18 protein-coding genes are annotated in these 23263 nt (G+C 72.7%); 13 read left to right on the forward strand and 5 right to left on the reverse strand.

Annotated elements, in window-relative coordinates; translation table 11 throughout:
- Positions 1 to 12: 12 nt before the first annotated feature.
- On the forward strand, positions 13 to 1680 hold the full coding sequence (locus ACZ79I_RS29105; protein ID WP_471500958.1) for a PucR family transcriptional regulator: 1668 nt from the start codon (positions 13 to 15) through the stop codon (positions 1678 to 1680).
- A 189-nt stretch (positions 1681 to 1869) separates the two neighbouring features.
- Entirely contained in the window at positions 1870 to 3315 is a 1446-nt protein-coding gene (locus ACZ79I_RS29110; RefSeq protein ID WP_471500960.1) for an aldehyde dehydrogenase family protein, read from the forward strand.
- A gap of 180 nt (positions 3316 to 3495) precedes the next feature.
- On the opposite strand, the gene ACZ79I_RS29115 is transcribed toward ACZ79I_RS29110, so the two are convergent.
- Positions 3496 to 4545: a LacI family DNA-binding transcriptional regulator gene (locus ACZ79I_RS29115; RefSeq protein WP_471500962.1), complete on the reverse strand. Its 1050-nt coding sequence runs from the start codon at positions 4543 to 4545 to the stop codon at positions 3496 to 3498.
- 393 nt (positions 4546 to 4938) lie between these two features.
- Between ACZ79I_RS29115 and ACZ79I_RS29120 the strand changes: the two genes are divergently transcribed.
- Positions 4939 to 6915, forward strand: a complete 1977-nt coding sequence (locus ACZ79I_RS29120) for an acyl-CoA dehydrogenase family protein (RefSeq protein ID WP_471500963.1) — start codon at positions 4939 to 4941, stop codon at positions 6913 to 6915.
- Between the two features lie 93 nt (positions 6916 to 7008).
- Here the strand turns inward: ACZ79I_RS29120 and ACZ79I_RS29125 are convergent, their stop codons facing one another.
- The gene (locus ACZ79I_RS29125; RefSeq protein WP_471500964.1) at positions 7009 to 7461 is read right to left on the reverse strand and encodes a lamin tail domain-containing protein; all 453 of its coding nucleotides are present in this window, start codon (positions 7459 to 7461) and stop codon (positions 7009 to 7011) included.
- A 182-nt stretch (positions 7462 to 7643) separates the two neighbouring features.
- Between ACZ79I_RS29125 and dxr the strand changes: the two genes are divergently transcribed.
- The 6 genes from dxr to ACZ79I_RS29155 all read left to right on the forward strand — a co-directional run bounded on the left by dxr (position 7644) and on the right by ACZ79I_RS29155 (position 15231).
- The gene (gene dxr / locus ACZ79I_RS29130) at positions 7644 to 8900 is read left to right on the forward strand and encodes a 1-deoxy-D-xylulose-5-phosphate reductoisomerase (RefSeq protein ID WP_471500965.1); all 1257 of its coding nucleotides are present in this window, start codon (positions 7644 to 7646) and stop codon (positions 8898 to 8900) included.
- A complete protein-coding gene (locus ACZ79I_RS29135; RefSeq protein WP_471500967.1) occupies positions 8897 to 10201 on the forward strand; it encodes a M50 family metallopeptidase in 1305 nt (434 codons plus the stop codon). Before dxr ends, ACZ79I_RS29135 begins: the two co-directional genes overlap by 4 nt.
- A gap of 168 nt (positions 10202 to 10369) precedes the next feature.
- Positions 10370 to 11527 (forward strand): flavodoxin-dependent (E)-4-hydroxy-3-methylbut-2-enyl-diphosphate synthase, encoded by a 1158-nt coding sequence (ispG, locus tag ACZ79I_RS29140; RefSeq protein WP_471500968.1) that lies wholly within the window; start codon positions 10370 to 10372, stop codon positions 11525 to 11527.
- Between the two features lie 413 nt (positions 11528 to 11940).
- Positions 11941 to 12789 carry a GNAT family N-acetyltransferase gene (locus ACZ79I_RS29145; RefSeq protein WP_471500970.1) on the forward strand — a complete coding sequence of 283 codons (849 nt, stop codon included), beginning with the start codon at positions 11941 to 11943 and terminating at the stop codon, positions 12787 to 12789.
- 105 nt (positions 12790 to 12894) lie between these two features.
- The gene (locus tag ACZ79I_RS29150) at positions 12895 to 13464 is read left to right on the forward strand and encodes a GNAT family N-acetyltransferase (protein ID WP_471500972.1); all 570 of its coding nucleotides are present in this window, start codon (positions 12895 to 12897) and stop codon (positions 13462 to 13464) included.
- A 72-nt stretch (positions 13465 to 13536) separates the two neighbouring features.
- Entirely contained in the window at positions 13537 to 15231 is a 1695-nt protein-coding gene (locus tag ACZ79I_RS29155; RefSeq protein ID WP_471500974.1) for a proline--tRNA ligase, read from the forward strand.
- A 529-nt stretch (positions 15232 to 15760) separates the two neighbouring features.
- Here the strand turns inward: ACZ79I_RS29155 and ACZ79I_RS29160 are convergent.
- From ACZ79I_RS29160 to ACZ79I_RS29170, 3 genes are read right to left on the reverse strand one after another with little or no spacing between them, the layout of a single operon-like run.
- A complete protein-coding gene (locus ACZ79I_RS29160) occupies positions 15761 to 16663 on the reverse strand; it encodes an aminoglycoside phosphotransferase family protein (RefSeq protein WP_471500976.1) in 903 nt (300 codons plus the stop codon).
- A 56-nt stretch (positions 16664 to 16719) separates the two neighbouring features.
- Positions 16720 to 17229, reverse strand: a complete 510-nt coding sequence (locus tag ACZ79I_RS29165; protein WP_471500978.1) for a ferritin-like domain-containing protein — start codon at positions 17227 to 17229, stop codon at positions 16720 to 16722.
- Entirely contained in the window at positions 17226 to 17771 is a 546-nt protein-coding gene (locus ACZ79I_RS29170) for a hypothetical protein (RefSeq protein WP_471500980.1), read from the reverse strand. Before ACZ79I_RS29170 ends, ACZ79I_RS29165 begins: the two co-directional genes overlap by 4 nt.
- 270 nt (positions 17772 to 18041) lie before the next feature.
- On the opposite strand from ACZ79I_RS29170, the gene rimP reads away from it, so the two are divergent.
- From rimP to infB, 4 genes are all read left to right on the forward strand, one after another.
- The gene (gene rimP / locus ACZ79I_RS29175; RefSeq protein ID WP_471500982.1) at positions 18042 to 18551 is read left to right on the forward strand and encodes a ribosome maturation factor RimP; all 510 of its coding nucleotides are present in this window, start codon (positions 18042 to 18044) and stop codon (positions 18549 to 18551) included.
- Between the two features lie 2 nt (positions 18552 to 18553).
- A complete protein-coding gene (gene nusA, locus ACZ79I_RS29180) occupies positions 18554 to 19549 on the forward strand; it encodes a transcription termination factor NusA (RefSeq protein WP_471500984.1) in 996 nt (331 codons plus the stop codon).
- Positions 19550 to 19689: 140 nt separating this feature from the next.
- The gene (locus ACZ79I_RS29185; RefSeq protein WP_381080559.1) at positions 19690 to 19968 is read left to right on the forward strand and encodes a YlxR family protein; all 279 of its coding nucleotides are present in this window, start codon (positions 19690 to 19692) and stop codon (positions 19966 to 19968) included.
- Between the two features lie 178 nt (positions 19969 to 20146).
- Positions 20147 to 23218 carry a translation initiation factor IF-2 gene (gene infB / locus ACZ79I_RS29190; RefSeq protein WP_471500986.1) on the forward strand — a complete coding sequence of 1024 codons (3072 nt, stop codon included), beginning with the start codon at positions 20147 to 20149 and terminating at the stop codon, positions 23216 to 23218.
- Positions 23219 to 23263: the final 45 nt, after the last annotated feature.

The following is a 23263-nucleotide window of genomic DNA, read 5'->3' on the forward strand; positions in this document are numbered from 1 at the left end:
CCTGAAGGCCCCATGCCCCCCACGCTCGCCTCGCTCGTCCACCACTCGGCGCTCAAGCTGACCGTGCGCGCGGGCGAGGACCGCCTGGACGTCCCCGTCCGCTGGGCGCACGTCAGCGAGCTCGCCGACCCGGTGCCCTACATGGAGGGCGGCGAACTGCTGCTGATCACCGCGCTGAAACTGGACGCCGAGGACCCGGCGGCCATGCGGCGCTATGTGAAGCGGCTGGTGGCCGCCGGCGTGGTCGGCCTCGGGTTCGCCGTCGGCGTCAACTACGAGGAGACCCCGAAGGCGCTCGTGGACGCGGCGGAGGAGGAGGGGCTGCCCCTGCTGGAGGTGCCCCGGCGCACGCCGTTCATCGCCATCAGCAAGGCCGTCTCCGCCGCCATCGCCGCCGACCAGTACCGGGCCGTGACCGCGGGCTTCGCCGCGCAGCGCGAGCTGACCAGGCAGGCGCTGAGCGACGGGCCCGAGGGGCTGCTCGCCGCGCTCGCCGCACAGGTCGACGGCTGGGCGGCGCTGTACGACGCGTCCGGCGCCGTCGTCGCGGCGGCGCCCGAGTGGGCGGGGCGGCGCGCCGGGCGCCTCACCCCCGATGTGGAACGGCTGCGGGAGCGGACCGCGCCGGCGAGCTGTGTGGTCGGCGGGCCGAGCGGCGAGGACCGGGTCGAACTGCACTCCCTGGGCACCGGGCGGCGCCCGCGCGGCGCGCTCGCCGTGGGGACGGCGGCCGCGCCGGGCACCGCCGAGCGGTACGCGGTCCACTCCGCCGTGGCCCTGCTGACGCTCACCACCGAGCGGTCACGGTCCCTGCACGCCGCCGAGCAGCGGATCGGGGCGGCCGTGCTGCGCATGCTGCTCGCCGGGGAGCCGGACCACGCGCGGGCGGTGGCCGGTGACCTGTACGGCGATCTGCTCGACGCGCCCTTCCGGCTGATCCTCGCCGAGTCGGCGTCCGCCTCCGCGGCCCGTGCGCACGCCGAGGGGCACGCGCGTGTGGCGCCCGCTCCGCAGGCCGCCGCGCAGCTCGCCGCGGCGGACACGGACGGCGATCCGCTGGAGGGGCTCGCCGAGGCCGTGGAGTCCGCCGCCGCGCGCGCCGGCGAGGCCGTCCTCGTCGTGCCCGAGGGGGAGCGGCTGGTGGTGCTCGCCGTGGACGGGGGCGCGGCCGTCGCCGCGTGCCAGGAGTACGCGTTCGCGGTGCAGGCGGCGCGGGCCGCGACCCGGGAGCAGCCGGCCGGCGACGAGGACGAGCTGGTCGTCGGGATGTCGGCACCGGCCGGGCCGATCGCCGCGGCCGCGGCGTACAAGCAGGCGGAACAGGCGCTGTCGGTGGCCCGGCGGCGCGGCCGGTCGCTGGTCGAGCACGAGGAACTGGCGGCCGGCTCGGTCCTGCCGCTGCTGGCGGACGACGCGGTGCGCGCCTTCGCGGACGGCCTGCTGCGGGCGCTGCGCGAGCACGACGCGACGGGGCGGGGGGACCTGGTGGCCTCGCTGCGGGCCTGGCTGTCGCGGCACGGCCAGTGGGACGCCGCGGCCGCCGACCTCGGTGTGCACCGGCACACCCTGCGCTACCGGATGCGCCGGGTCGAGGAGATCCTGGGGCGCTCGCTCGACGATCCGGACGTCCGGATGGAGCTGTGGCTGGCGCTCAAGGCCACGGCCGCGGCGGGCGAGTGACGGAAGGAAGGCCCGGGCATCGTCCCGGCACCGGGCACCGCATCGGCACCGGGCACCGCATCGGCTGTACAACCCGTCCTGCTCCCGCACCGCACTGCTACTCCCCGGACAAACGACCCGTCGCTGCCCCGGCCCTACCGTGGACCACGAACTTCAGGAACACCCAACGTGAAGGGCCGGGACCCGACCATGACCTCCACCCACGCCTTCTGGCTCGCCGGCCGCCAGGCCGCCGGCGAGACCACCTTCGACGTCACGTCCCCGTGGGACGGCCGGCTCGTCGGCACGGTCAGCGTGCCGACCGAGGCCCAGGTCGAGGAGGCCGTGGCCGCCGCGTACGCCGTGCGGGACGAGTTCGCCGCCACCCCGGCCCATGTCCGTGCCGCCGCCCTCGACCATGTCTCGAAGCGGCTCGCCGAGCGCAGCGAGGAGATCGCGCGGCTCATCTCCGCCGAGAACGGCAAGCCCCTCAAGTGGGCCCGCGGCGAGGTCGGCCGCGCCGTCTCCGTGTTCCGGTTCGCGGCCGAGGAGGCCCGCCGCTTCAACGGCGGCGAGGCACAGCGCCTGGACACCGACCCCGGCGGCCAGGGCCGCCTGGCGCTGACCCGCCGCTTCCCGAAGGGTGTCGTCCTCGGTATCGCGCCGTTCAACTTCCCGCTGAACCTGTGTGCCCACAAGGTCGCGCCGGCCATCGCGGCCGGCGCCCCGATTATCCTGAAGCCGGCGCCCGCCACCCCGCTGTCCGGCCTGGTCATCGGCGACCTGCTGGCCGAGACCGAGCTGCCCGCCGGCTCCTGGTCGATCCTCCCGGTCCCCAACGACCGCATGCCCGAACTCGTCCAGGACCCGCGTCTGCCGGTCATCTCCTTCACCGGCTCCGACAAGGTCGGCTACGCGATCATGGAGTCGGTGCCGCACAAGCACTGCACCCTGGAGCTGGGCGGCAACGGCGCGGCCGTCGTGCTCGCCGACTACGCGAGCGACGAGGACCTGGACTGGGCGGCGAACCGCATCGCCACCTTCTCCAACTACCAGGGCGGACAATCCTGCATCTCCGTGCAGCGCGTGATCGCCGACGCCTCCCTGTACGACCGGCTGCTGCCGCGCATCGCCGCCGCCGTCGAGGCCCAGGTCACCGGCGACCCCTCGGACGCCGCGACGGACGTCGGCCCGCTGGTCAGCGAGGACGCCGCGCGGCGCGTGGAGTCGTGGGTCGACGAGGCCGTGCGCGCCGGCGCCACGCTGCTGACCGGCGGCAAGCGGGACGGGGCGTCGTACGCGCCGACCGTCCTCACCGACGTCCCGGCCGACGTGACCGTCTCGTGCGAGGAGGTCTTCGGCCCCGTCCTCACCGTGCAGAAGGTGAACGGCGAGGCCGAGGCGTTCGCCGCCGTCAACGACTCCAAGTACGGCCTCCAGGCGGGCGTGTTCACGCACGACCTCCAGGTGGCGTTCCGCGCGCACCGCGCCCTGGAGGTGGGCGGCGTCGTCATCGGCGACGTGCCGTCCTACCGCGCCGACCAGATGCCGTACGGCGGCGCCAAGCGGTCCGGTGTCGGGCGTGAGGGCGTGCGGTTCGCGATGGAGGACTACACCTACGAGCGGGTGCTCGTCCTGACGGGCCTCGCCCTCTGAACCCCTCGGCCACCCGACGGCCGGAGCCCCCCGCCCGGCGGGCTCCGGCCGTCGCCGTGCGCGGTGCGCCGCTGCGGACGGTCCACGGGACCGGCCCGTAAGGCACCCCCGGCCCCGCTGGCCCCGCCGGCCCGGCCGTCGGCGGCGGCTGAACCGCGCGCCCGTACGAGAGGCGGCGGCTCAGGAGGCGGACGGCACCGGACCCGTGCTCGCCCGGACCGTCAGCTCGGGCGCGATCAGCACCACCTCGTCGGTACCGCGCCCGTCCAGCTTGGCGACCACCAGCTCGACGGCGCGCCGCCCCATCTCCTGCGCGGGGATGGCCACGGAGGTCAGCCGCACCGACGCCTGTGTGGCGACCTGGTCCGGGCAGACGGCGATCACGGAGACATCCTCGGGGACGGCGCGGCCCTGCCGGCGCAGCAGGGCGAGCAGGGGCTCGACCGCGGACTCGTTCTGCACGACGAACCCGGTGGTGCCCGGCCGCTCGTCGAGGATCCGGGCCAGGGTGACGGCCATCGCGTCGTACCCGCCCTCGCAGGGGCGGTGCAGGGCCCGCAGGCCCAGCTCCCGCGCACGGGACCTGAGGCCGTCGAGCGTGCGCTCCGCGAATCCCGTGTGCCGTTCGTAGACGGCGGGTGCCTCGCCGATGACGGCGATGTCGCGGTGGCCCAGCATCGCCAGATGCTCGACGCACAGCGCTCCCGCGGCCCCGAAGTCGAGGTCGACGCAGGTCAGCCCGGAGGTGCTGGCGGGCAGTCCGATGAGCACCGACGGCCGGTCCTCGCCCGCTCCCGGCTTCGCTCCGGCGGGGGTGCCCCCACCGCGCAGCAGGGGCAGCCGCTCGTCGTCGAGTTCGACGTCCATCAGGATCATCGCGTCGGCGAGCCCGCTGCCCGTGACCCGGCGCACCGCGTCGGGACCCTCCTCGCCGGTGAGCAGCAGGACGTCGTACCCGTGGGTGCGCGCGGTGGTCGCCACGGCGATGGCGATCTCCATCATCACCGGGACGTGCATGTCGGTGCGCAGCGGGACCATCAGCGCGATGATGTTGGACTTGCTGCTGGCCAGGGCGCGGGCCCCGGCGTTCGGGTGGTAGCCGAGCTCCCGGATGCTGCGTTCGACCCGCTGCCGGGTGGCCGCGGAGATGGACCGCTTGCCGCTGAGGACATAGCTCACCGTGCTCGCCGACACTCCGGCGTGGCGAGCGACCTCGGCGAGGGTGACCATCCGGCTCTCCAAGCGTTGTGAAGCGCTTCGACAGCGCTTCGATCCTCTGTACGGGCGCGTGAGGGTGGATCGACAGTAGCGTGGCCGGGGAGGGCTGTCCAGGCGCAGCCAGGCGCAGTCGAAGCGCTTCGACTGCTCTTGGGAACCGGGATTCCCGCGCGGAGGGGCCGACTTGACGGCGGGGCGCACCCGGGGGACGCGAACCGTGGGCGTTTCCCGGCCCGGTGGCTGCGCGAGGACTGGTGGCCTCGCCCGGAATCGGGTACGAACGATCGAGTAGCACCGATCAGTAACGTACGTCCGCAAGATCGCCGTACGGCACTCTTGATCGTCGTACAGCAGCTTGATCGGTGTACGTCCCACAAGACCCCGATTCGCGGCGAGGTGAGCCTCATGTCCGCCCCAACAGCACCGACCCCCAAGCCCACCGTCACCGAGCGTGAGGCCCGTCAGGTCGCCGAGGCCGCGCGCGAGCAGGACTGGCGCAAGCCCAGCTTCGCCAAGGAACTGTTCCTCGGGCGCTTCCGGCTCGATCTGATCCACCCCCACCCGCTGCCCGCCGACGAGGACGTACAGCGCGGCGAGGAGTTCCTCGCCAAGCTGCGCGACTTCACCGAGACGCAGATCGACTCCGCCCGCATCGAGCGCGAGGCGCGGATCCCGGACGAGACGATCAACGGGCTCAAGGAGCTCGGCGCCTTCGGCATGAAGATCGACACCAAGTACGGCGGTCTCGGCCTCACCCAGGTGTACTACAACAAGGCGCTGGCCCTGGTCGGCTCCGCGAGCCCGGCGATCGGCGCGCTGCTGTCCGCGCATCAGTCGATCGGCGTACCGCAGCCGCTGAAGATCTTCGGCACCCAGGAGCAGAAGGACACGTTCCTGCCGCGCTGCGCCCGCACCGACATCTCGGCGTTCCTGCTGACCGAGCCGGACGTGGGTTCCGACCCGGCCCGCCTGGCCACCACGGCCGTACCGGACGATGGGGGCACCTCCCGCTCGAGCGAAGCCGAGAGCGGGGGACACTACGTCCTCGACGGGGTGAAGCTGTGGACCACCAACGGCGTGGTCGCCGACCTGCTCGTCGTCATGGCGCGCGTGCCGAGGTCCGAGGGCCACAAGGGCGGCATCACGGCGTTCGTCGTGGAGGCGGCCTCGGAGGGCGTCACCGTCGAGAACCGCAACGCCTTCATGGGCCTGCGCGGCCTGGAGAACGGCGTCACCCGCTTCCACCGCGTCCGCGTCCCGGCCGCCAACCGCATCGGCCCGGAGGGCGCGGGCCTGAAGATCGCGCTGACCACGCTGAACACCGGACGGCTCTCGCTGCCCGCGATGTGCGTGGGCGCGGGCAAGTGGTGTCTGAAGATCGCCCGCGAGTGGACGGGAGCCCGTGAGCAGTGGGGCAAGCCGGTTGCGCTGCACGAGGCGGTCGGCTCGAAGATCTCCTTCATCGCGGCGACCACCTTCGCCCTGGAGGCCGTGGTCGACCTGTGCTCGCAGATGGCCGACGAGGACCGCAACGACATCCGCATCGAGGCCGCCCTGGCCAAGCTGTACGGCTCCGAGATGGCCTGGCTGATGGCCGACGAGCTGGTCCAGATCCGCGGCGGCCGCGGCTTCGAGACGGCTGAGTCCCTCAGGGCCCGCGGCGAGCGGGGGGTGCCGGCCGAGCAGATGCTGCGCGACCTGCGCATCAACCGCATCTTCGAGGGCTCCACGGAGATCATGCACCTGCTGATCGCGCGGGAGGCGGTGGACGCCCATCTGTCCGTGGCCGGCGACCTGATCGACCCCGAGAAGTCCCTGGCCGACAAGGCGAAGGCGGGCGCGAACGCCGGCGTCTTCTACGCCAGGTGGCTGCCGAAGCTGGTCGTCGGACAGGGCCGGATCCCGGGCGCGTACGGCGCGTTCCGCCGGCAGATCGACCTCTCCACGCATCTGCGGTACGTCGAGCGCAGCGCGCGAAAGCTCGCCCGCTCGACCTTCTACGGCATGTCCCGCTGGCAGGGCCGCATGGAGACCAAGCAGGGCTTCCTGGGCCGGATCGTGGACATCGGCGCCGAGCTGTTCGCGATGAGCGCGGCGTGCGTCCGCGCCGAGCACCTGCGCGGGAGCGGGGAGCACGGGCGCGAGGCGTACCAGCTCGCCGACGCCTTCTGCCGGCAGTCCCGCGTCCGTGTCGACGAACTGTTCGGCCGGCTGTGGGCCAACACCGACGACCTGGACCGCAGGGTGGTCAAGGGCGTGCTGTCCGGCACCTACGAGTGGCTGGAGCAGGGCGTCCACGACCCGTCCGGAGACGGACCGTGGATCGCCGACGCGACCCCGGGGCCGACCCTGCGGGAGAACGTCCACCGCCCCATCCGCTGACCCCTCTCCCGCACCGTCCCGTGCCCCGTGCTCCGCGCGGGGCACGGGGCACGGGGCTGCTCCCTGTCCGGCTGCGCCGCGGGACCCGGGACGTCAGCAGTACTTGTCGCTGGGGTCCCGCGTGGTCCAGGAACACGAGTCGGCCTTGCTCCCACCGGCCTTGGTGAGCGTCGCCGTGTCGCTCGTGTTGTTCCAGACGTAGGCCCGGCGGTTCTGGTACTTGTCCGCCGAGGTGTCGCTGCCCCGGCCGGTGTGCACCTTCATCGTCTTGTGCGCCCCGAGGGTGACGTTGGGGAACGTGTACCTGTGGTTCGAGGCGTCCTTGAGGACCCAGCCCTTCAGCGAGACCGCCGAGGAGCCGTTGTTCTTGATCTGCACCCACTCGGCGTTGAGGCTCTTGTTCGAGCGGTCGTCCTTGCCGGGACTGTCGAACCAGACGTGGTAGATGGTCACCCCGCCGGCGGCCTGCGCCGGAGTGGCCAGGAACGCGGTGGCGGTCAGGGCCGCGGCGCCCGCGAGCGCGGGCAGGACAGCGCGTCTGCGCATGGAGATCCCCCCAGGGATGTCGTCCGGCGGTCGGTCGTTCGCCGGTCAGGACTGAAGTGTTATCACATGACCTTCACTTGGTCTTCACAACGGTCGATTCTCCGCGCCCGGCGGCGAGGACCGATACGGCACACCCCGAGGACCCTGTCCTTCCGGCGCCGCGGTGCGGCCACAATGGAGGGATGAGCGACAGTCCAGCCCCTCTTGCCGACCCCCATCTCGTCTTCGACCCCGTGGACGGAGTGCGGGACGTCGTGATCCTCGGCTCCACCGGCTCGATCGGCACCCAGGCCATCGACCTCGTGCTGCGCAACCCCGACCGGTTCAAGGTCACCGGCCTCTCCGCCAACGGCGGCCGGGTGGGACTGCTCGCCGAGCAGGCACACCGCCTGCGCGTGCGCACGGTCGCGGTCGCCCGCGAGGACGTCGTACCGGCCCTGCGCGAGGCGCTCACGGCGTGCTACGGCCCCGGAGAACCCCTTCCCGAGATACTCGCCGGACCCGACGCGGCCGGCCGGCTCGCCGCCTCCGACTGCCACACCGTGCTGAACGGCATCACCGGTTCCATCGGCCTCGCACCCACCCTCGCCGCCCTGGAGGCGGGCCGCACGCTCGCGCTCGCCAACAAGGAGTCGCTCATCGTCGGCGGCCCGCTGGTGAAGGAGCTGGCCAAGCCCGGGCAGATCATCCCCGTCGACTCCGAGCACGCCGCCCTCTTCCAGGCGCTCGCCTCCGGAACCCGCGCCGATGTGCGCAAACTCGTCGTCACCGCCTCCGGAGGCCCGTTCCGCGGCCGGACCAGGGCGGAGCTCGCGGACGTCACCCCGAAGGAGGCCCTCGCCCACCCCACCTGGGCCATGGGGCCGGTCATCACGATCAACTCCGCGACCCTGGTCAACAAGGGCCTGGAAGTGATCGAGGCACACCTGCTGTACGACATTCCCTTCGATCGCATTGAGGTCGTCGTGCATCCGCAGTCGTATGTCCATTCGATGGTGGAGTTCACGGACGGATCGACCCTGGCGCAGGCGACGCCCCCCGATATGCGGGGGCCGATCGCCATCGGTCTCGGCTGGCCCGAGCGGGTGCCCGACGCGGCGCCCGCGTTCGACTGGAGCACGGCGTCGACCTGGGAGTTCTTCCCGCTCGACGACGAGGCGTTCCCGTCGGTCGGACTCGCCCGGCACGTGGGGCAGCTCGCAGGCACGGCCCCGGCGGTGTTCAATGCCGCCAACGAGGAGTGCGTCGACGCGTTCCTGAAGGGCGCCCTGCCGTTCAACGGCATCATGGAGACGGTCACCCGGGTGGTGGAGGAGCACGGCACCCCTCGGACGGGAACTTCCCTGACCGTCGCGGACGTCCTCGAAGCGGAGACCTGGGCACGCGCCCGGGCCAGGGAACTGACGGCGCAGACGGCAACCGCGGAGGCTCGTGCATGACGACCCTGATGATGATCCTCGGCATAGTGGTCTTCGCGGTCGGCCTGCTGGTCTCGATCGCCTGGCACGAGCTGGGGCATCTGTCGACGGCCAAGCTCTTCGGCATCCGTGTGCCGCAGTACATGGTCGGCTTCGGCCCGACCGTGTGGTCGCGGAAGAAGGGCGAGACCGAGTACGGCGTGAAGGCGATCCCGCTCGGCGGCTACATCCGCATGATCGGCATGTTCCCGCCGGGTCCGGACGGCCGGATCGAGGCACGTTCCACCTCGCCGTGGCGAGGGATGATCGAGGACGCCCGGGCGCAGTCCTTCGAGGAGCTGCAGCCCGGTGACGAGAGCCGCCTCTTCTACACGCGCAAGCCGTGGAAGCGGGTCATCGTCATGTTCGCGGGCCCCTTCATGAACCTGGTCCTCGCCGTGGCGATCTTCCTCGGCGTGATGATGACCTTCGGCGTCCAGACCCAGACCACCACGGTCGGCAAGGTCTCCGACTGCGTCATCCAGCAGGGCGAGAACCGCACCAAGTGCGCCAAGGGCGACCCGGCCGCGCCCGCCCGGGCCGCCGGGCTCAAGCCGGGTGACACGATCGTCGCGTTCGACGGCAAGCCGGTGAAGGACTGGTCCACCCTCCAGTCCGACATCCGCGCCAACCCCGGCAAGGACGTCACGATCGCCGTCGAGCGCAAGGGGCAGCGGATCGATCTGCGGGCCCACCTGATCAAGAACCAGGTGAGCAAGACGGACGGCAAGGGCGGCTACGTCGAGGGCAAGTACGTGTACGCCGGCTTCCTGGGCTTCACGCCCGCCACCGGCATCGTCCAGCAGTCCTTCGACCAGTCCCTGCAGCGCATGGGCGACATGATGCAGAACGGCGTCGAGTCGCTGGTGTCCCTGCCGGGCAAGATCCCCGCGCTGTGGGACGCGGCCTTCGGCGACGGCCCGCGCGCGCCGGACTCGCCGATGGGCGTGGTCGGCGCGGCCCGCGTCGGCGGTGAGGTCTTCACCCTCGACATCCCGCCGTCCCAGCAGATCGCGATGATGCTGCTGCTCGTCGCGGGCTTCAACCTCTCCCTCTTCCTGTTCAACATGCTGCCGCTGCTCCCGCTGGACGGCGGGCACATCGCGGGCGCCCTGTGGGAGTCGCTGCGCCGCACCGTGGCCAAGGTGCTGCGCCGCCCCGACCCGGGCCCCTTCGACGTGGCGAAGCTGATGCCGGTGGCGTACGTGGTGGCCGGGATCTTCGTCTGCTTCACCCTCCTGGTGCTGATCGCGGACGTCGTCAACCCGGTGAAAATCTCGTAGTCACGCGGAGTTCGCGGCGGCCGGGAACACTTCCTTCCCGGCCGTCGCCCATGAGGCGCGGCGACGGACCGGTGATGTGCCTGCGGCCACACCCGTGCCGTAATCTCAAACCCTGGAGCCCGTCTTCCGGGACCGGACCTTGATCCACAACTTGGGGTTGCACAGCAGATGACTGCGATTTCACTCGGCATGCCGTCCGTTCCGACCAAGCTCGCCGAGCGCCGGAAGAGCCGGCGGATCCAGGTCGGATCCGTGGCGGTGGGCGGAGACGCTCCGGTGTCCGTGCAGTCGATGACGACGACGCGTACGTCGGACATCGGCGCGACGCTCCAGCAGATCGCGGAGCTGACGGCATCGGGCTGCCAGATCGTCCGGGTGGCGTGCCCGACGCAGGACGACGCGGACGCCCTGCCCACCATCGCGCGCAAGTCGCAGATCCCGGTGATCGCCGACATCCACTTCCAGCCGAAGTACGTGTTCGCGGCGATCGAGGCCGGGTGCGCGGCCGTCCGCGTCAACCCGGGCAACATCAAGCAGTTCGACGACAAGGTCAAGGAGATCGCCAGGGCGGCCAAGGACCACGGCACCCCGATCCGGATCGGCGTCAACGCCGGCTCGCTGGACAAGCGGCTGCTGCAGAAGTACGGCAGGGCCACCCCGGAGGCGCTGGTCGAGTCCGCCCTCTGGGAGGCGTCCCTGTTCGAGGAGCACGACTTCCGGGACATCAAGATCTCGGTCAAGCACAACGACCCGGTCGTCATGATCGAGGCGTACCGGCAGCTGGCCGCCCAGTGCGACTACCCGCTGCACCTGGGCGTCACCGAGGCCGGTCCCGCCTTCCAGGGCACGATCAAGTCGGCCGTCGCCTTCGGCGCGCTGCTGTCCCAGGGCATCGGCGACACCATCCGCGTCTCCCTGTCCGCGCCTCCCGTGGAGGAGGTCAAGGTCGGCACCCGGATCCTGGAGTCCCTCGGCCTGCGCGAGCGCGGCCTGGAGATCGTCTCCTGCCCCTCCTGCGGCCGCGCCCAGGTGGATGTCTACAAGCTGGCCGAGGAGGTCACCGCGGGCCTGACCGGTATGGAGGTCCCGCTGCGGGTCGCCGTCATGGGCTGCGTCGTCAACGGTCCCGGCGAGGCCCGCGAGGCCGACCTCGGCGTCGCCTCCGGCAACGGCAAGGGCCAGATCTTCGTCAAGGGCCAGGTCATCAAGACCGTCCCCGAGTCGCAGATCGTCGAGACCCTGATCGAGGAGGCGATGAAGATCGCCGAGCAGATGGAGAAGGACGGCGCGGCCTCCGGCGAGCCGTCGGTGTCGGTGGCCAGCTGAACTCCGCGTCTCCCGTACGCCCATGGCGCCCCGTCACGCGGTGTGTGACGGGGCGCTGGCGTGTGTGCCCGCCGCGGTCGCCCGATCCGCCGTGCGCGACGGCGACTTCGCGGGGAGCGGCGGCAACCGTGGTGCGGCGGGACGCGAGTTGCGCGGGAGCGTGACCGGGCGGGCCGGACCGCCGCGAGCCGCGGCCGTGCGCTCGTCGGCGCGGCCCGGATGCGCGGCGCCCGGATGCCGCGGACCGTGTACGGCGTGACGCGCGGGCCGGGGAGGTCACAGCGGCCCCGTGCACCACGGCGGGCCCACGGGTTCGCCGGCGCCGTCCGCTGCTCGGGCACCGGGCGGCGCGGTGGTTGTCGGCCAGGTACAGTGCGGAGATCAGCAGACTCCAGGGTGAAGGCTCGCCGTACGTGTTGACGCAGACCACCACCCGGGTCCTCGAACCGAGCGACCTGGACGCCGCGCTCGCCGTCCTCGACCGCGAGCCGGTGGCGAACGCCTTCGTCACGTCCCGGGTCCAGGTCGCGGGCCTGGACCCCTGGCGGCTCGGCGGCGAGATGTGGGGCTGGTACGAGGACGGCATGCTGACGTCCTTGTGCTACGCCGGCGCCAACCTCGTCCCGATCTGTGCGAACGCCCGCGCGGTGCGCGCCTTCGCCGACCGGGCCCGGCGCGCGGGCCGCCGCTGCTCCTCGATCGTCGGCCCCGCCGAATCCACCGCCCTGCTGTGGCGGCTGCTGGAACCGAGCTGGGGTCCGGCCCGGGAGGTTCGCGCCCACCAGCCGCTCATGGTCACCGACCGCATGCCGGACGACATCGTCCCCGATCCGTATGTCCGCCGCATCCGCAAGGACGAGATGGACACGATCATGCCGGCGTGCGTGGCCATGTTCACCGAGGAGGTCGGCGTCTCGCCGCTGGCCGGCGACGGCGGACTGCTCTACCAGGCACGGGTCGCGGAACTGGTCGGCTCCGGCCGCTCCTTCGCCCGCCTCGACCAGAACGGAAGGGTCGTCTTCAAAGCGGAGATCGGCGCCGCGACGCCCCAGGCGTGCCAGATCCAGGGCGTGTGGGTCGCCCCCGAGTACCGCGGCCAGGGCCTGGCCGCTCCCGGCATGGCGGCCGTCCTGCGCTACGCGCTGGCGGATGTGGCGCCGGTGGTGAGCCTGTACGTCAACGACTTCAACACACCGGCCCGGCGGACGTACCGCAGGGTGGGCTTCACAGAGGTCGGCGCGTTCATGAGCGTGCTGTTCTGACCCGCGCCGCTCCGTGCCGCTCCGTGCCGCTCCGGGCCGGCCCCGGCCGGACGGTCTGCGCGGTACCCGGCGCCACCCCTCGAAGCGCCCCGGTAGGCTCCCCGCATGCTGCGCATCCCCGGTCACGGTCACCCCAGCCCCGACGAGGTCGTGATCGGCCCCCTGGACCTGTCCGCGCGCGTCGACGAGGCGCTCGCCGTGCAGGCCGTCGCCTTCGGGCTCAGCGCCGACGAGATCGCCGTACGCCGCCAGATCGTGCAGCGGCACATGACGCACCCGGGAGCCCGCGCCTTCGGAGCCACCACCGGCCACGGACGGCTCGTCGGCTTCGTCTACGGCATGCCCAACGACCGCACCCACTGGTGGTCCACCGTCGTGGAACCGTATCTGCGCGCCCAGGGCCACGAGGACTGGCTCGACCGCTCCTTCGTGATCACCGAGCTGCACGTCCATCCGCAGTACCAGAACCGGGGCATCGGCCGGGCCCTGATCACCACCATCACGGACGGTGCCGACGAACCCCGCTCCATCCTGTCGGCGATCGACACGGACAGCCCGGCCCGCGGCCTGTACCACTCGCTCGGCTACGAGGACCTCGCGCGGCAGGTGCTCTTCCCCAGCGCGCCGAAGCCGTATGCCGTGATGGGCGCTCCGCTGCCGCTGCGCCGGCCCTAACCGATTACCGCCCGCACAGGCGGCCCGGCTAACCTCGTGGCCATCACCCTTACCCAGCAGGAGTCGAGAATCATGGCCCAGGTCCAGCGCATGTCCCGTTTGATGGTCAAGACACTGCGTGACGACCCGGCGGACGCCGAGACGCTCAGCCACAAGCTGCTCGTCCGCGCCGGCTACGTACGCCGGAACTCGGCGGGCATCTGGACCTGGCTGCCGCTCGGCAAGAAGGTCCTCGACAACATCTCCCGGGTCGTGCGCGAGGAGATGGACGCGATCGGCGCCCAGGAGGTGCTGCTGCCCGCGCTCCTGCCCAAGGAGCCGTACGAGGCGTCGGCGCGCTGGGAGGAGTACGGCGACCTGCTGTTCCGCCTCAAGGACCGCAAGGGCGCCGAGTACCTGCTCGGCCCCACCCACGAGGAGATCTTCACGCTCGTGGTGAAGGACCAGGCCGCGTCCTACAAGGACCTGCCGATCATCCTGTACCAGATCCAGACCAAGTACCGGGACGAGGCCCGCCCCCGCTCCGGCGTCCTGCGCGGCCGCGAGTTCCAGATGAAGGACTCGTACTCCTTCGACACGACCGACGAGGGCCTGGCCGAGTCCTACCGGCTGCACCGCGAGGCGTACCAGAAGATCTTCGCGCGCCTCGGCCTCGACTACCGGATCGTGTCGGCGGTCTCGGGTGCGATGGGCGGCTCGGCCTCCGAGGAGTTCCTGGCCCCGGCCGCCGCGGGCGAGGACACCTTCGTCGACTGCCCGAACTGCGACTACGCGGCGAACACCGAGGCGGTCACCTTCGCGCTGAAGCCGGCCGAGGGCGCCGGGCACCCGCCCGTCGAGGAACTGGACACCCCGGACACCCCGACCATCGAGACGCTCGCCGAGCTCCTGGGCGTCCCGGCGTCCGCCACGCTCAAGAACCTCCTGGTCAAGGTCGACGGCGAGATCGTTGCCGTGGGCGTGCCGGGAGACCGCGAGGTCGACCTGGGCAAGCTGGGCGAGCACCTCGCGCCCGCCGTCGTCGAGCTGGTGACGGCCGAGGACTTCGAGGGCCGCGAGGACCTCGTCCGCGGCTACGTCGGCCCGCAGGGCCTGGAGAAGGTCCGCTACATCGCCGACCCGCGGGTGGCTCCGGGCACGGCCTGGATCACCGGCGCCAACAGGATCAACACGCATGCGAAGAACGTCGTCGCCGGCCGCGACTTCGAGGTCGACGACTACCTCGACGTCGTCGTGGTCGAGGAGGGCGACCCCTGCCCGCGGTGCGGCACCGGCCTCAAGCTGGACCGCGCGATCGAGATCGGCCACATCTTCCAGCTGGGCCGCAAGTACGCGGACACCTTCCACCTCGACGTCCTCGGCCAGAACGGCAAGCCGGTCCGCGTGACCATGGGCTCGTACGGCATCGGCGTCTCCCGCGCGGTCGCGGCGCTCGCCGAGCAGCACGCGGACGAGCAGGGCCTGTGCTGGCCCAAGGAGGTCGCCCCGGCCGACGTGCACGTCGTGGCGGCGGGCAAGGCGCTCCAGACCGAGCTGGCCCTCGACGTCTCGCAGAAGCTGGCCGACGCCGGCGTCCGCGTCCTGGTGGACGACCGGGCCGGCGTCTCGCCGGGCGTGAAGTTCACGGACGCCGAGCTGATCGGAGTGCCGCAGATCCTGGTGGCGGGCCGCCGCTCCGCCGAGGGCGTCCTGGAGCTGAAGGACCGCAAGACCGGCGAGCGCGAGGAGCTGACGGTGGCCGAGGCGGTAGCCCGCCTGACGGCCTGACCTCTGGTCCACCGCCTCCGCCACGACGACGACCGTCCGGGCGCGCCGGTGGGCGGTTCGGCCCGTCCGGGTCGCCCGGCGGGCCGGCGGCCGGCCCGTACGGGTGGGACCCGCCGGGGCGGGGCGGTGCAGGGAGGACGCGGCTGACGCCTCGCCGGGCGAGAGCGGGCCGAAGGACGACGGGTCCGGGCTCGACGGGCGGGGCCGCCCGGTGTGCGGCCGTGGTCCCCGGCCGGCCGGGGACCGGCGCGCGGTGGTGGGCGGTCCGGAGCCGCCCCGGGCCGGCCGGGCGAGCCGCCCCGGGCCGGCCGGGCCCACCGCTGTGGGGCGGGCGGGGCGGATCCTCGCGGGCCCACCGGCGGCCCAGGGGCGGGCGAACCCGACACGACGGGTGGGGGTCTCCTGCTGCCCGCCGGGAGCGGTCGCTGAGGCCCGTGCCCTGTGTCCCGTGCCTGGCCCTGTCCCTGTCCCGTGTCCCGTGCCGCTCGGGCTCGCGCCGCGTGAGGTCCCCGGGCGGCACGGGCAGGATTCACAGCCAGCTCGCGAACTCCAGCAGCAGGTCCGCGTCCTGCAGGCGGCCGACCCGGCGGGCCCGGACGCCGGACTCCACCGCCCGGAACAGGGTCCAGCCGCGCAGCCGCTCCTCGTCCAGGTCGAGCGACTCCGCGAGCCGCTTCACCCGGCGGCGGGTGATCGCCGCACCCGAGGGCGCCGCGATCAGGTCCTCCACCCGGTCGCGCACCAGCCGCGCCAGATCGAAGGCGCACTCGCCGACCACCGGGTCGGGGCCCACGGCCAGCCACGGCATCCGCTCCCCGGCGAGAACCTTGCTCTGCCGGAACGTGCCGTGCAGCAGCCGCTCCTCCGGTGGCGAGGCGAGCAGCTCCTCACGGGCGGCCAGCGCCGCCTCGACCAGGGGTGTGGCCTCGGTGTCCGTCGCGGCGGCCGCCCGCATCGCCCCGGCCTGCCGCCCGGTCCGCACGGCCACCGTCTCGAAGACATGACCGGCCGGGGGCCCGACCCACAGCCGCCGCAGCGTGCCCGCCGCCTCCAGCAGGGCCTTCGCCTCCGGGAGCGAGCGCACGGACACCTCCGGGTGCAGCCGCTCCAGCAGCAGGACGCCCTCCTCGGCGCCGGCCTCCAGCAGCCGTACGGCCCCGGAGCCGCCCCAGTGCGCGAGCGCCGCCCGCTCGCTCTCCGGACGGGCCCACGGCGGCGCCAGCTTCAGCACGGCGGGGGTGCCGTCGGCCTGCCGCACCAGAAGGACCAGGCTGCTGCGACCACCGGGCGCCTGCACCCGCTCCACGGTGAGCGCGCGTGGAGCGACCGCCCGCCGGACCCGTTCGGGCAGCTCCTCCAGCCACTCGGCGCCACCGTCGCGCCGCGTCTCGCCGAGGGCCCGTACGAGGCGCTGCGGCGGTTCCAAAGCCATGCGCGAGGTGTTCCCTTCCAGGTCGGCTTCGCACGCGTGCGGTGCGCGCGTACGCCTCAGGTCCGCGGTGCCGCCGACGCGGTGGGGCCGGCCGCCGCCCGTTCGGCGAGACCAGGGAAGGCTACGCTCTCGCCGCTCCAGCGCACCGACCGCACCGCCGCCTCGCGCAGCGCCGAGGCCGCCGAGCGCCGCCGAGCGCCCGTGGACGCGCGGACGAGGTCGGAGTACACCCCGGCCAGCCGCTCCTCCAACTCGGCGGCGAGCCGTACCGCGGCGGCGGAGTCGCGGACGGGGAACGGCAGCGCGTACGCGGCCGCCGCCGCGTCCGGTGTCCCGCCCAGGTCCCGCACCGTCCGGGTCAGTTCGTCCCGCCGGGCGCGGTGGGCGTCGTACGCGGCCCGCGCCTGCTCTCGCCGGGACGGCTCGATGCGGCCGCCGACGACGCCGTAGCCGTAGACCGCGGCGTGCTCGGCGCGCAGGGCCGCGCGCAGGGCCGACAGCTCGGCGTCCCGCTCCTCCGGTGTGCCGGTGGCGGTCATCTCCCGCCGCGTGCCGGTGGTGGTCATCTCCCGCCCTCCGTCAGCAGATACGCGTGCACGGCCCCGGCCGCCGAGACGGACGCCAGCAGCCGGGCCAGCTCGCCCGGCACGTCCAGCAGCGCCGTGGCCCGTCTGTCGGCCAGGGTCCGCTCCGCCGTGGCCAGCCCGGCGAGGGCGGACTTGGGGTCCGCGGGAACAGGGGAGGGACCCGACGGGGCGGAGGCGGAGGCCGCGGCAGAGGCGGACCGGGACGCGGACGCCGCGGCCGACGGGGACGCCGGGGCGCCGGAGCCGCCGCCGAAGGCCCGGGCGTGCCGGACGACCTCCGCGTGCAGCGGCAGCAGCCGCGCCGCCAGCGCCGGATGGGCGGCGATCACGGCCGCGTACTGCCCGGCCAGCGCCTCGCTGTCGCGCGCCGCACGCGCGCGTGCCCGGTCGGCGGCCGACGGGGCGGCCGGGGCGGCCGCGTCGGGCGTCCCGGAGCAGCCGGTCAGCAGCGCGGCCCCGGCGGCCGAGGCGAGCAGGTTCCTTCTGCGCAGGAGGGTGCGCGGGGGCGGTGGGAACGGCACGGCAGACGTCCTCGATGACCGGATGCGAACGGGATGCGAACGGGATGCGAACGGGATGCGAACGGGGTGGGCGGCCAGGGGGTGTCGCACGGACCCTCGCCCGTGATCACCGTACCGGTGCGCCGCCCCGCCGCTCGCCATCGGCTCGGCCGATCGCACGCCCGCCCGAGGGGACGCGCAGGTGGACGGCATCACCGCCCGGGACCGGATACCCTTTGACCTGACACGCGACCTTCCCACAACAGCACACGCGGCCGAGGAGTCACCCGGATGAGCACCACCCAGAGCGAGAGGCTGCGAGAACTGCTGGAACCGCTCGTCAGCTCCCAGGGCCTTGATCTCGAAGAGATCGCCGTGGACTCCGTCGGACGCAAGCGTGTGCTGCGCGTCGTCGTCGACTCCGACACCGGTGCCGACCTGGACCGGATCGCCGATGTGAGCCGTGCGCTCTCGGCGAAGCTCGACGAGACGGAGGCGATGGGCCAGGGCGCGTACGACCTCGAGGTCGGAACCCCGGGCGCGGAACGCCTCCTCAGAGAACGCCGGCACTACGTGCGGGCCGTCGGCCGGCTGGTGCGGTTCCAGCTGGCCGAGGGCGGCGAGCTGGTCGCCAGGATTCTGCGGGTCGACGACGACGGCGTCGACCTCGAAGTGCCCGGTGTGAAGGGCCGCAAGGCCACCACCCGCAGACTCGCCTTCCCGGACATCGCCAGGGCGCGCGTCCAGGTCGAGTTCAACCGCAAGGACAACAGGGACATGAAGGAAGAGGAGGAGGCGTAGCCGTGGACATCGACATGAGTGCCCTGCGGGGCTTGGTTCGGGAGAAGGAGATCTCCTTCGACCTGCTCGTCGAGGCGATCGAGTCGGCCCTCCTCATCGCCTACCACCGCACGGAGGGAAGCCGCCGTCACGCGCGCGTGGAGCTCAACCGGGAGACCGGCCATGTGACTGTGTGGGCGAAGGAGGACCCCGAGGACCTGGAGGAGGGGCAGGAGCCGCGCGAGTTCGACGACACCCCGTCGGGCTTCGGGCGGATCGCCGCCACCACCGCCAAGCAGGTCATCCTGCAGCGCCTGCGCGACGCCGAGGACGACGCGACGCTCGGCGAGTACGCGGGGCGCGAGGGTGACATCGTCACCGGTGTGGTCCAGCAGGGCCGCGACCCGAAGAACGTGCTCGTGGACATCGGCAAGCTGGAGGCCATCCTGCCGGTGCAGGAGCAGGTGCCGGGCGAGACGTACGAGCACGGCAAGCGCATCCGGTCCTATGTCGTCCGGGTGGCGAAGGGTGTGCGCGGCCCGTCCGTGACGCTGTCCCGCACGCACCCGAACCTGGTGAAGAAACTCTTCGCGCTGGAGGTGCCGGAGATCGCCGACGGCTCCGTCGAGATCGCCGCGATCGCCCGCGAGGCCGGCCATCGCACGAAGATCGCCGTGCGGTCCACCCGGTCGGGCCTGAACGCCAAGGGCGCGTGCATCGGTCCGATGGGCGGCCGGGTGCGCAACGTCATGGGCGAGCTGAACGGCGAGAAGATCGACATCGTCGACTGGTCGGACGACCCGGCCGAAATGGTGGCGAACGCGCTCTCCCCGGCCCGTGTCTCCAAGGTGGACATCGTCGACCTCGCGGCCCGCTCCGCGCGGGTGACCGTCCCCGACTACCAGCTGTCGCTGGCGATCGGCAAGGAGGGGCAGAACGCCCGCCTCGCGGCCCGGCTGACCGGCTGGCGGATCGACATCCGGCCCGACACGGAGCAGCCCGCCGAGAAGCAGGACTGAGAGCCGGGACTGAGAGCCAGGACTGAGAGGGCGGCCTCGGCCGGGAATAGATCCCGGCCGTGCGGCGCTGAGATCACGACAACAACCGTTCGATTCTTGCCCCAAAGGGGTGAGGTCGACGCGGGGAGGTAGACTGAACCGTGTCTGGCCGGACGCGTGCCCGCGCACGCCCTGAACGCACCTGCGTGGGGTGCCGGGAGCGGGCGGCCAAGGTCGAACTGTTGCGCATCGTGGCGGTCGAGGACGCCTGTGTCCCCGATCTTCGCGGTACGCTGCCCGGCCGGGGTGCGTACATACACCCCGCCATGGGCTGTCTCGACCTGGCGGTCCGCCGCCGGGCTCTCCCGCGGGCGCTGCGCGTCCCGGGGCTCGACGTAAAGGCGTTGCGCCGTTGCGTCGAGCAGACAGAAGGTTGCTGAACAGCACCTCGCTGAGCACGCAACACCGCACGATGTGCCGTACGGAAAACCCCGTGCGGCCTGGTACCTCGCGAGTCGAAAGCAGGTCGAGATTGCGATGAGCACTCGATGAGTACGCGATGAGTACGCCCATGAACTAGCGACGGTCCGGCCGCAACCCGGACCTCAAAGGAGCGAAGTGGCTAAGGTCCGGGTCTACGAACTCGCCAAGGAGTTCGGTGTCGAGAGCAAGGTCGTCATGGCCAAGCTCCAGGAACTCGGTGAATTCGTCCGTTCGGCGTCCTCCACGATTGAGGCGCCCGTAGTACGCAAGCTGACCGATGCCCTGCAGCAGGGCAACGGCGGGGGCGCGAAGCCCGCCGCCCGCAAGGCGTCTCCGGCGAAGCCGGCCGCGCCTTCCCCGGCGCAGGGTGGGGCCCCCTCCCACGCCCCCAGGGCAGCGGGGGAGCGTCCGGCTGCCCCTCGCCCGGCGGCGCCCAAGCCGCCCGCGGCCGAGAGGCCCGCGGCCCCGGCTCCGGGTCCGCGTCCCACCCCGGGTCCCAAGCCCGCGCCGCGGCCCGCTCCGGCGTCCCCGGCTCCGGGTGCACCCGAGTTCACGGCGCCGCCGTCGGCTCCGGCCGCCCCGACGCCGCGCCCGGCTGCCCGTCCGGGCGCGCCGAAGCCCGGCGCACGTCCGGCCGGCTCCGGCCACGGGCAGGGCGGGCGCACCGGTGCCCCCCGTCCGGGTGCCTCGGGTCCGCGCCCGGGTGCGCGTCCGGCCGGTCCCCGTCCGGGTAACAACCCCTTCACCTCCGGTGGCTCCACCGGTATGGCGCGCCCGCAGGCGCCCCGTCCGCAGGCTCCGCGTCCGGGTGGCCCCGGTGCGCCGGGCGCACCGCGTCCGCAGGGCGCCGGCCAGGGCGGTCCCCGTCCGCAGGGTGCGGCCGGTGGCCCGCGTCCCCAGGCCCCGGGCGGTCCCCGGCCCACGCCGGGTGCCATGCCCCGTCCGCAGGGCGGTCCGCGTCCCGGCGGCGGTCCCGCCGGCCCGCGTCCGAACCCCGGCATGATGCCGCAGCGTCCCGCTGCCGGCCCGCGTCCCGGCCCCGGCGGCCGCGGCCCGGCCGGTGCCGGTCGTCCCGGCGGTGGCGGTGGCGGTCGTCCCGGTGGCGGCGGCTTCGCTGGCCGTCCCGGCGGTGGTGGCGGTGGCGGTCGTCCCGGTGGCGGCGGCTTCGCCGGCCGTCCGGGTGGCGGCGGTCCCGGTGGCGGTGGCGGCGGCTTCGCCGGCGGCGGCGGTGGCCGTCCCGGCTTCGGCGGTCGTCCCGGTGGTCCGGGTGGCCGTGGTGGCACGCAGGGTGCGTTCGGCCGTCCCGGCGGTCCGGCACGCCGTGGCCGCAAGTCGAAGCGGCAGCGCCGTCAGGAGTACGAGGCCATGCAGGCCCCGTCGGTCGGCGGTGTGATGCTGCCTCGCGGCAACGGCGAGAGCATTCGCCTGTCGCGCGGTGCCTCGCTCACCGACTTCGCGGAGAAGATCAACGCCAACCCGGCGTCCCTCGTCGCGGTCATGATGAACCTGGGCGAGATGGTCACGGCCACGCAGTCCGTCTCCGACGAGACGCTGCAGCTCCTCGCCGGCGAGATGAACTACACGGTTCAGATCGTCAGCCCCGAGGAGGAGGACCGCGAGCTGCTCGAGTCCTTCGACATCGAGTTCGGTGAGGACGAGGGCTCCGAGGAGGACCTGGTCGTCCGTCCGCCGGTGGTCACCGTCATGGGTCACGTCGACCACGGCAAGACCCGCCTGCTCGACGCCATCCGCAAGACCAACGTCATCGCGGGCGAGGCCGGTGGCATCACCCAGCACATCGGTGCCTACCAGGTCACGACCGAGGTCAACGGCGAGGACCGGAAGATCACCTTCATCGACACCCCGGGTCACGAGGCGTTCACCGCCATGCGTGCCCGCGGTGCCAAGTCGACCGACATCGCGATCCTCGTGGTGGCGGCCAACGACGGTGTGATGCCCCAGACGATCGAGGCCCTGAACCACGCCAAGGCGGCCGAGGTGCCGATCGTGGTCGCGGTCAACAAGATCGACGTCGAGGGCGCGGACCCGACCAAGGTGCGCGGTCAGCTGACCGAGTACGGCCTGGTGGCCGAGGAGTACGGCGGCGACACGATGTTCGTCGACATCTCCGCCAAGCAGGGCCTGCACATCGACAGCCTCCTCGAGGCCGTCATCCTCACCGCGGACGCCACCCTGGACCTGAGGGCGAACCCGGGCCAGGACGCGCAGGGCATCGCGATCGAGTCCCGTCTCGACCGCGGCCGCGGCGCCGTGGCGACGGTCCTCGTGCAGCGGGGCACGCTGCGGGTCGGCGACACGATGGTGGTCGGCGACGCGTACGGCCGCGTCCGGGCGATGCTCGACGACAACGGCACCAACGTGGCCGAGGCCGGCCCGTCGATGCCGGTCCAGGTCCTGGGTCTGACCAACGTCCCGGGCGCCGGCGACAACTTCATCGTGGTCGAGGAGGACCGTACGGCCCGCCAGATCGCGGAGAAGCGCGCCGCCCGCGAGCGGAACGCGGCGTTCGCCAAGCGCACGCGCCGTGTGTCGCTGGAGGACCTGGACAAGGTGCTGAAGGCCGGCGAGGTCCAGCAGCTGAACCTGATCATCAAGGGCGACGCTTCCGGCTCGGTCGAGGCACTGGAGTCCTCCCTGCTCCAGCTCGACGTCGGCGAAGAGGTCGACATCCGGGTCCTGCACCGCGGCGTCGGTGCGGTCACGGAGTCGGACATCGACCTGGCGATGGGCTCGGACGCCATCGTGATCGGCTTCAACGTGCGCGCGGCGGGCCGCGCGGCGCAGATGGCCGAGCGCGAGGGCGTGGACGTCCGGTACTACTCGGTCATCTACCAGGCGATCGAGGAGATCGAGGCGGCCCTCAAGGGCATGCTCAAGCCGGAGTTCGAGGAGGTCGAGCTCGGTACGGCGGAGATCCGCGAGGTCTTCAAGTCGTCCAAGCTGGGCAACATCGCGGGTGTCCTCATCCGCTCCGGCGAGGTCAGGCGGAACAGCAAGGCGCGCCTCATCCGCGACGGCAAGGTGGTCGCGGAGAACCTCACCATCGAGGGCCTGCGTCGCTTCAAGGACGACGTCACCGAGATCCGCGAAGGGTTCGAGGGCGGTATCAACCTCGGCAACTTCAACGACATCAAGGTGGACGACGTCATCGCGACGTACGAGCTGCGCGAGAAGCCGCGCGCCTGACGGCGGGCGGGGCCGATGCACAGGGCCGGCCGGCGGGGACACACC

It is taken from the genome of Streptomyces sp. PSU-S4-23 (genome assembly GCF_055632315.1).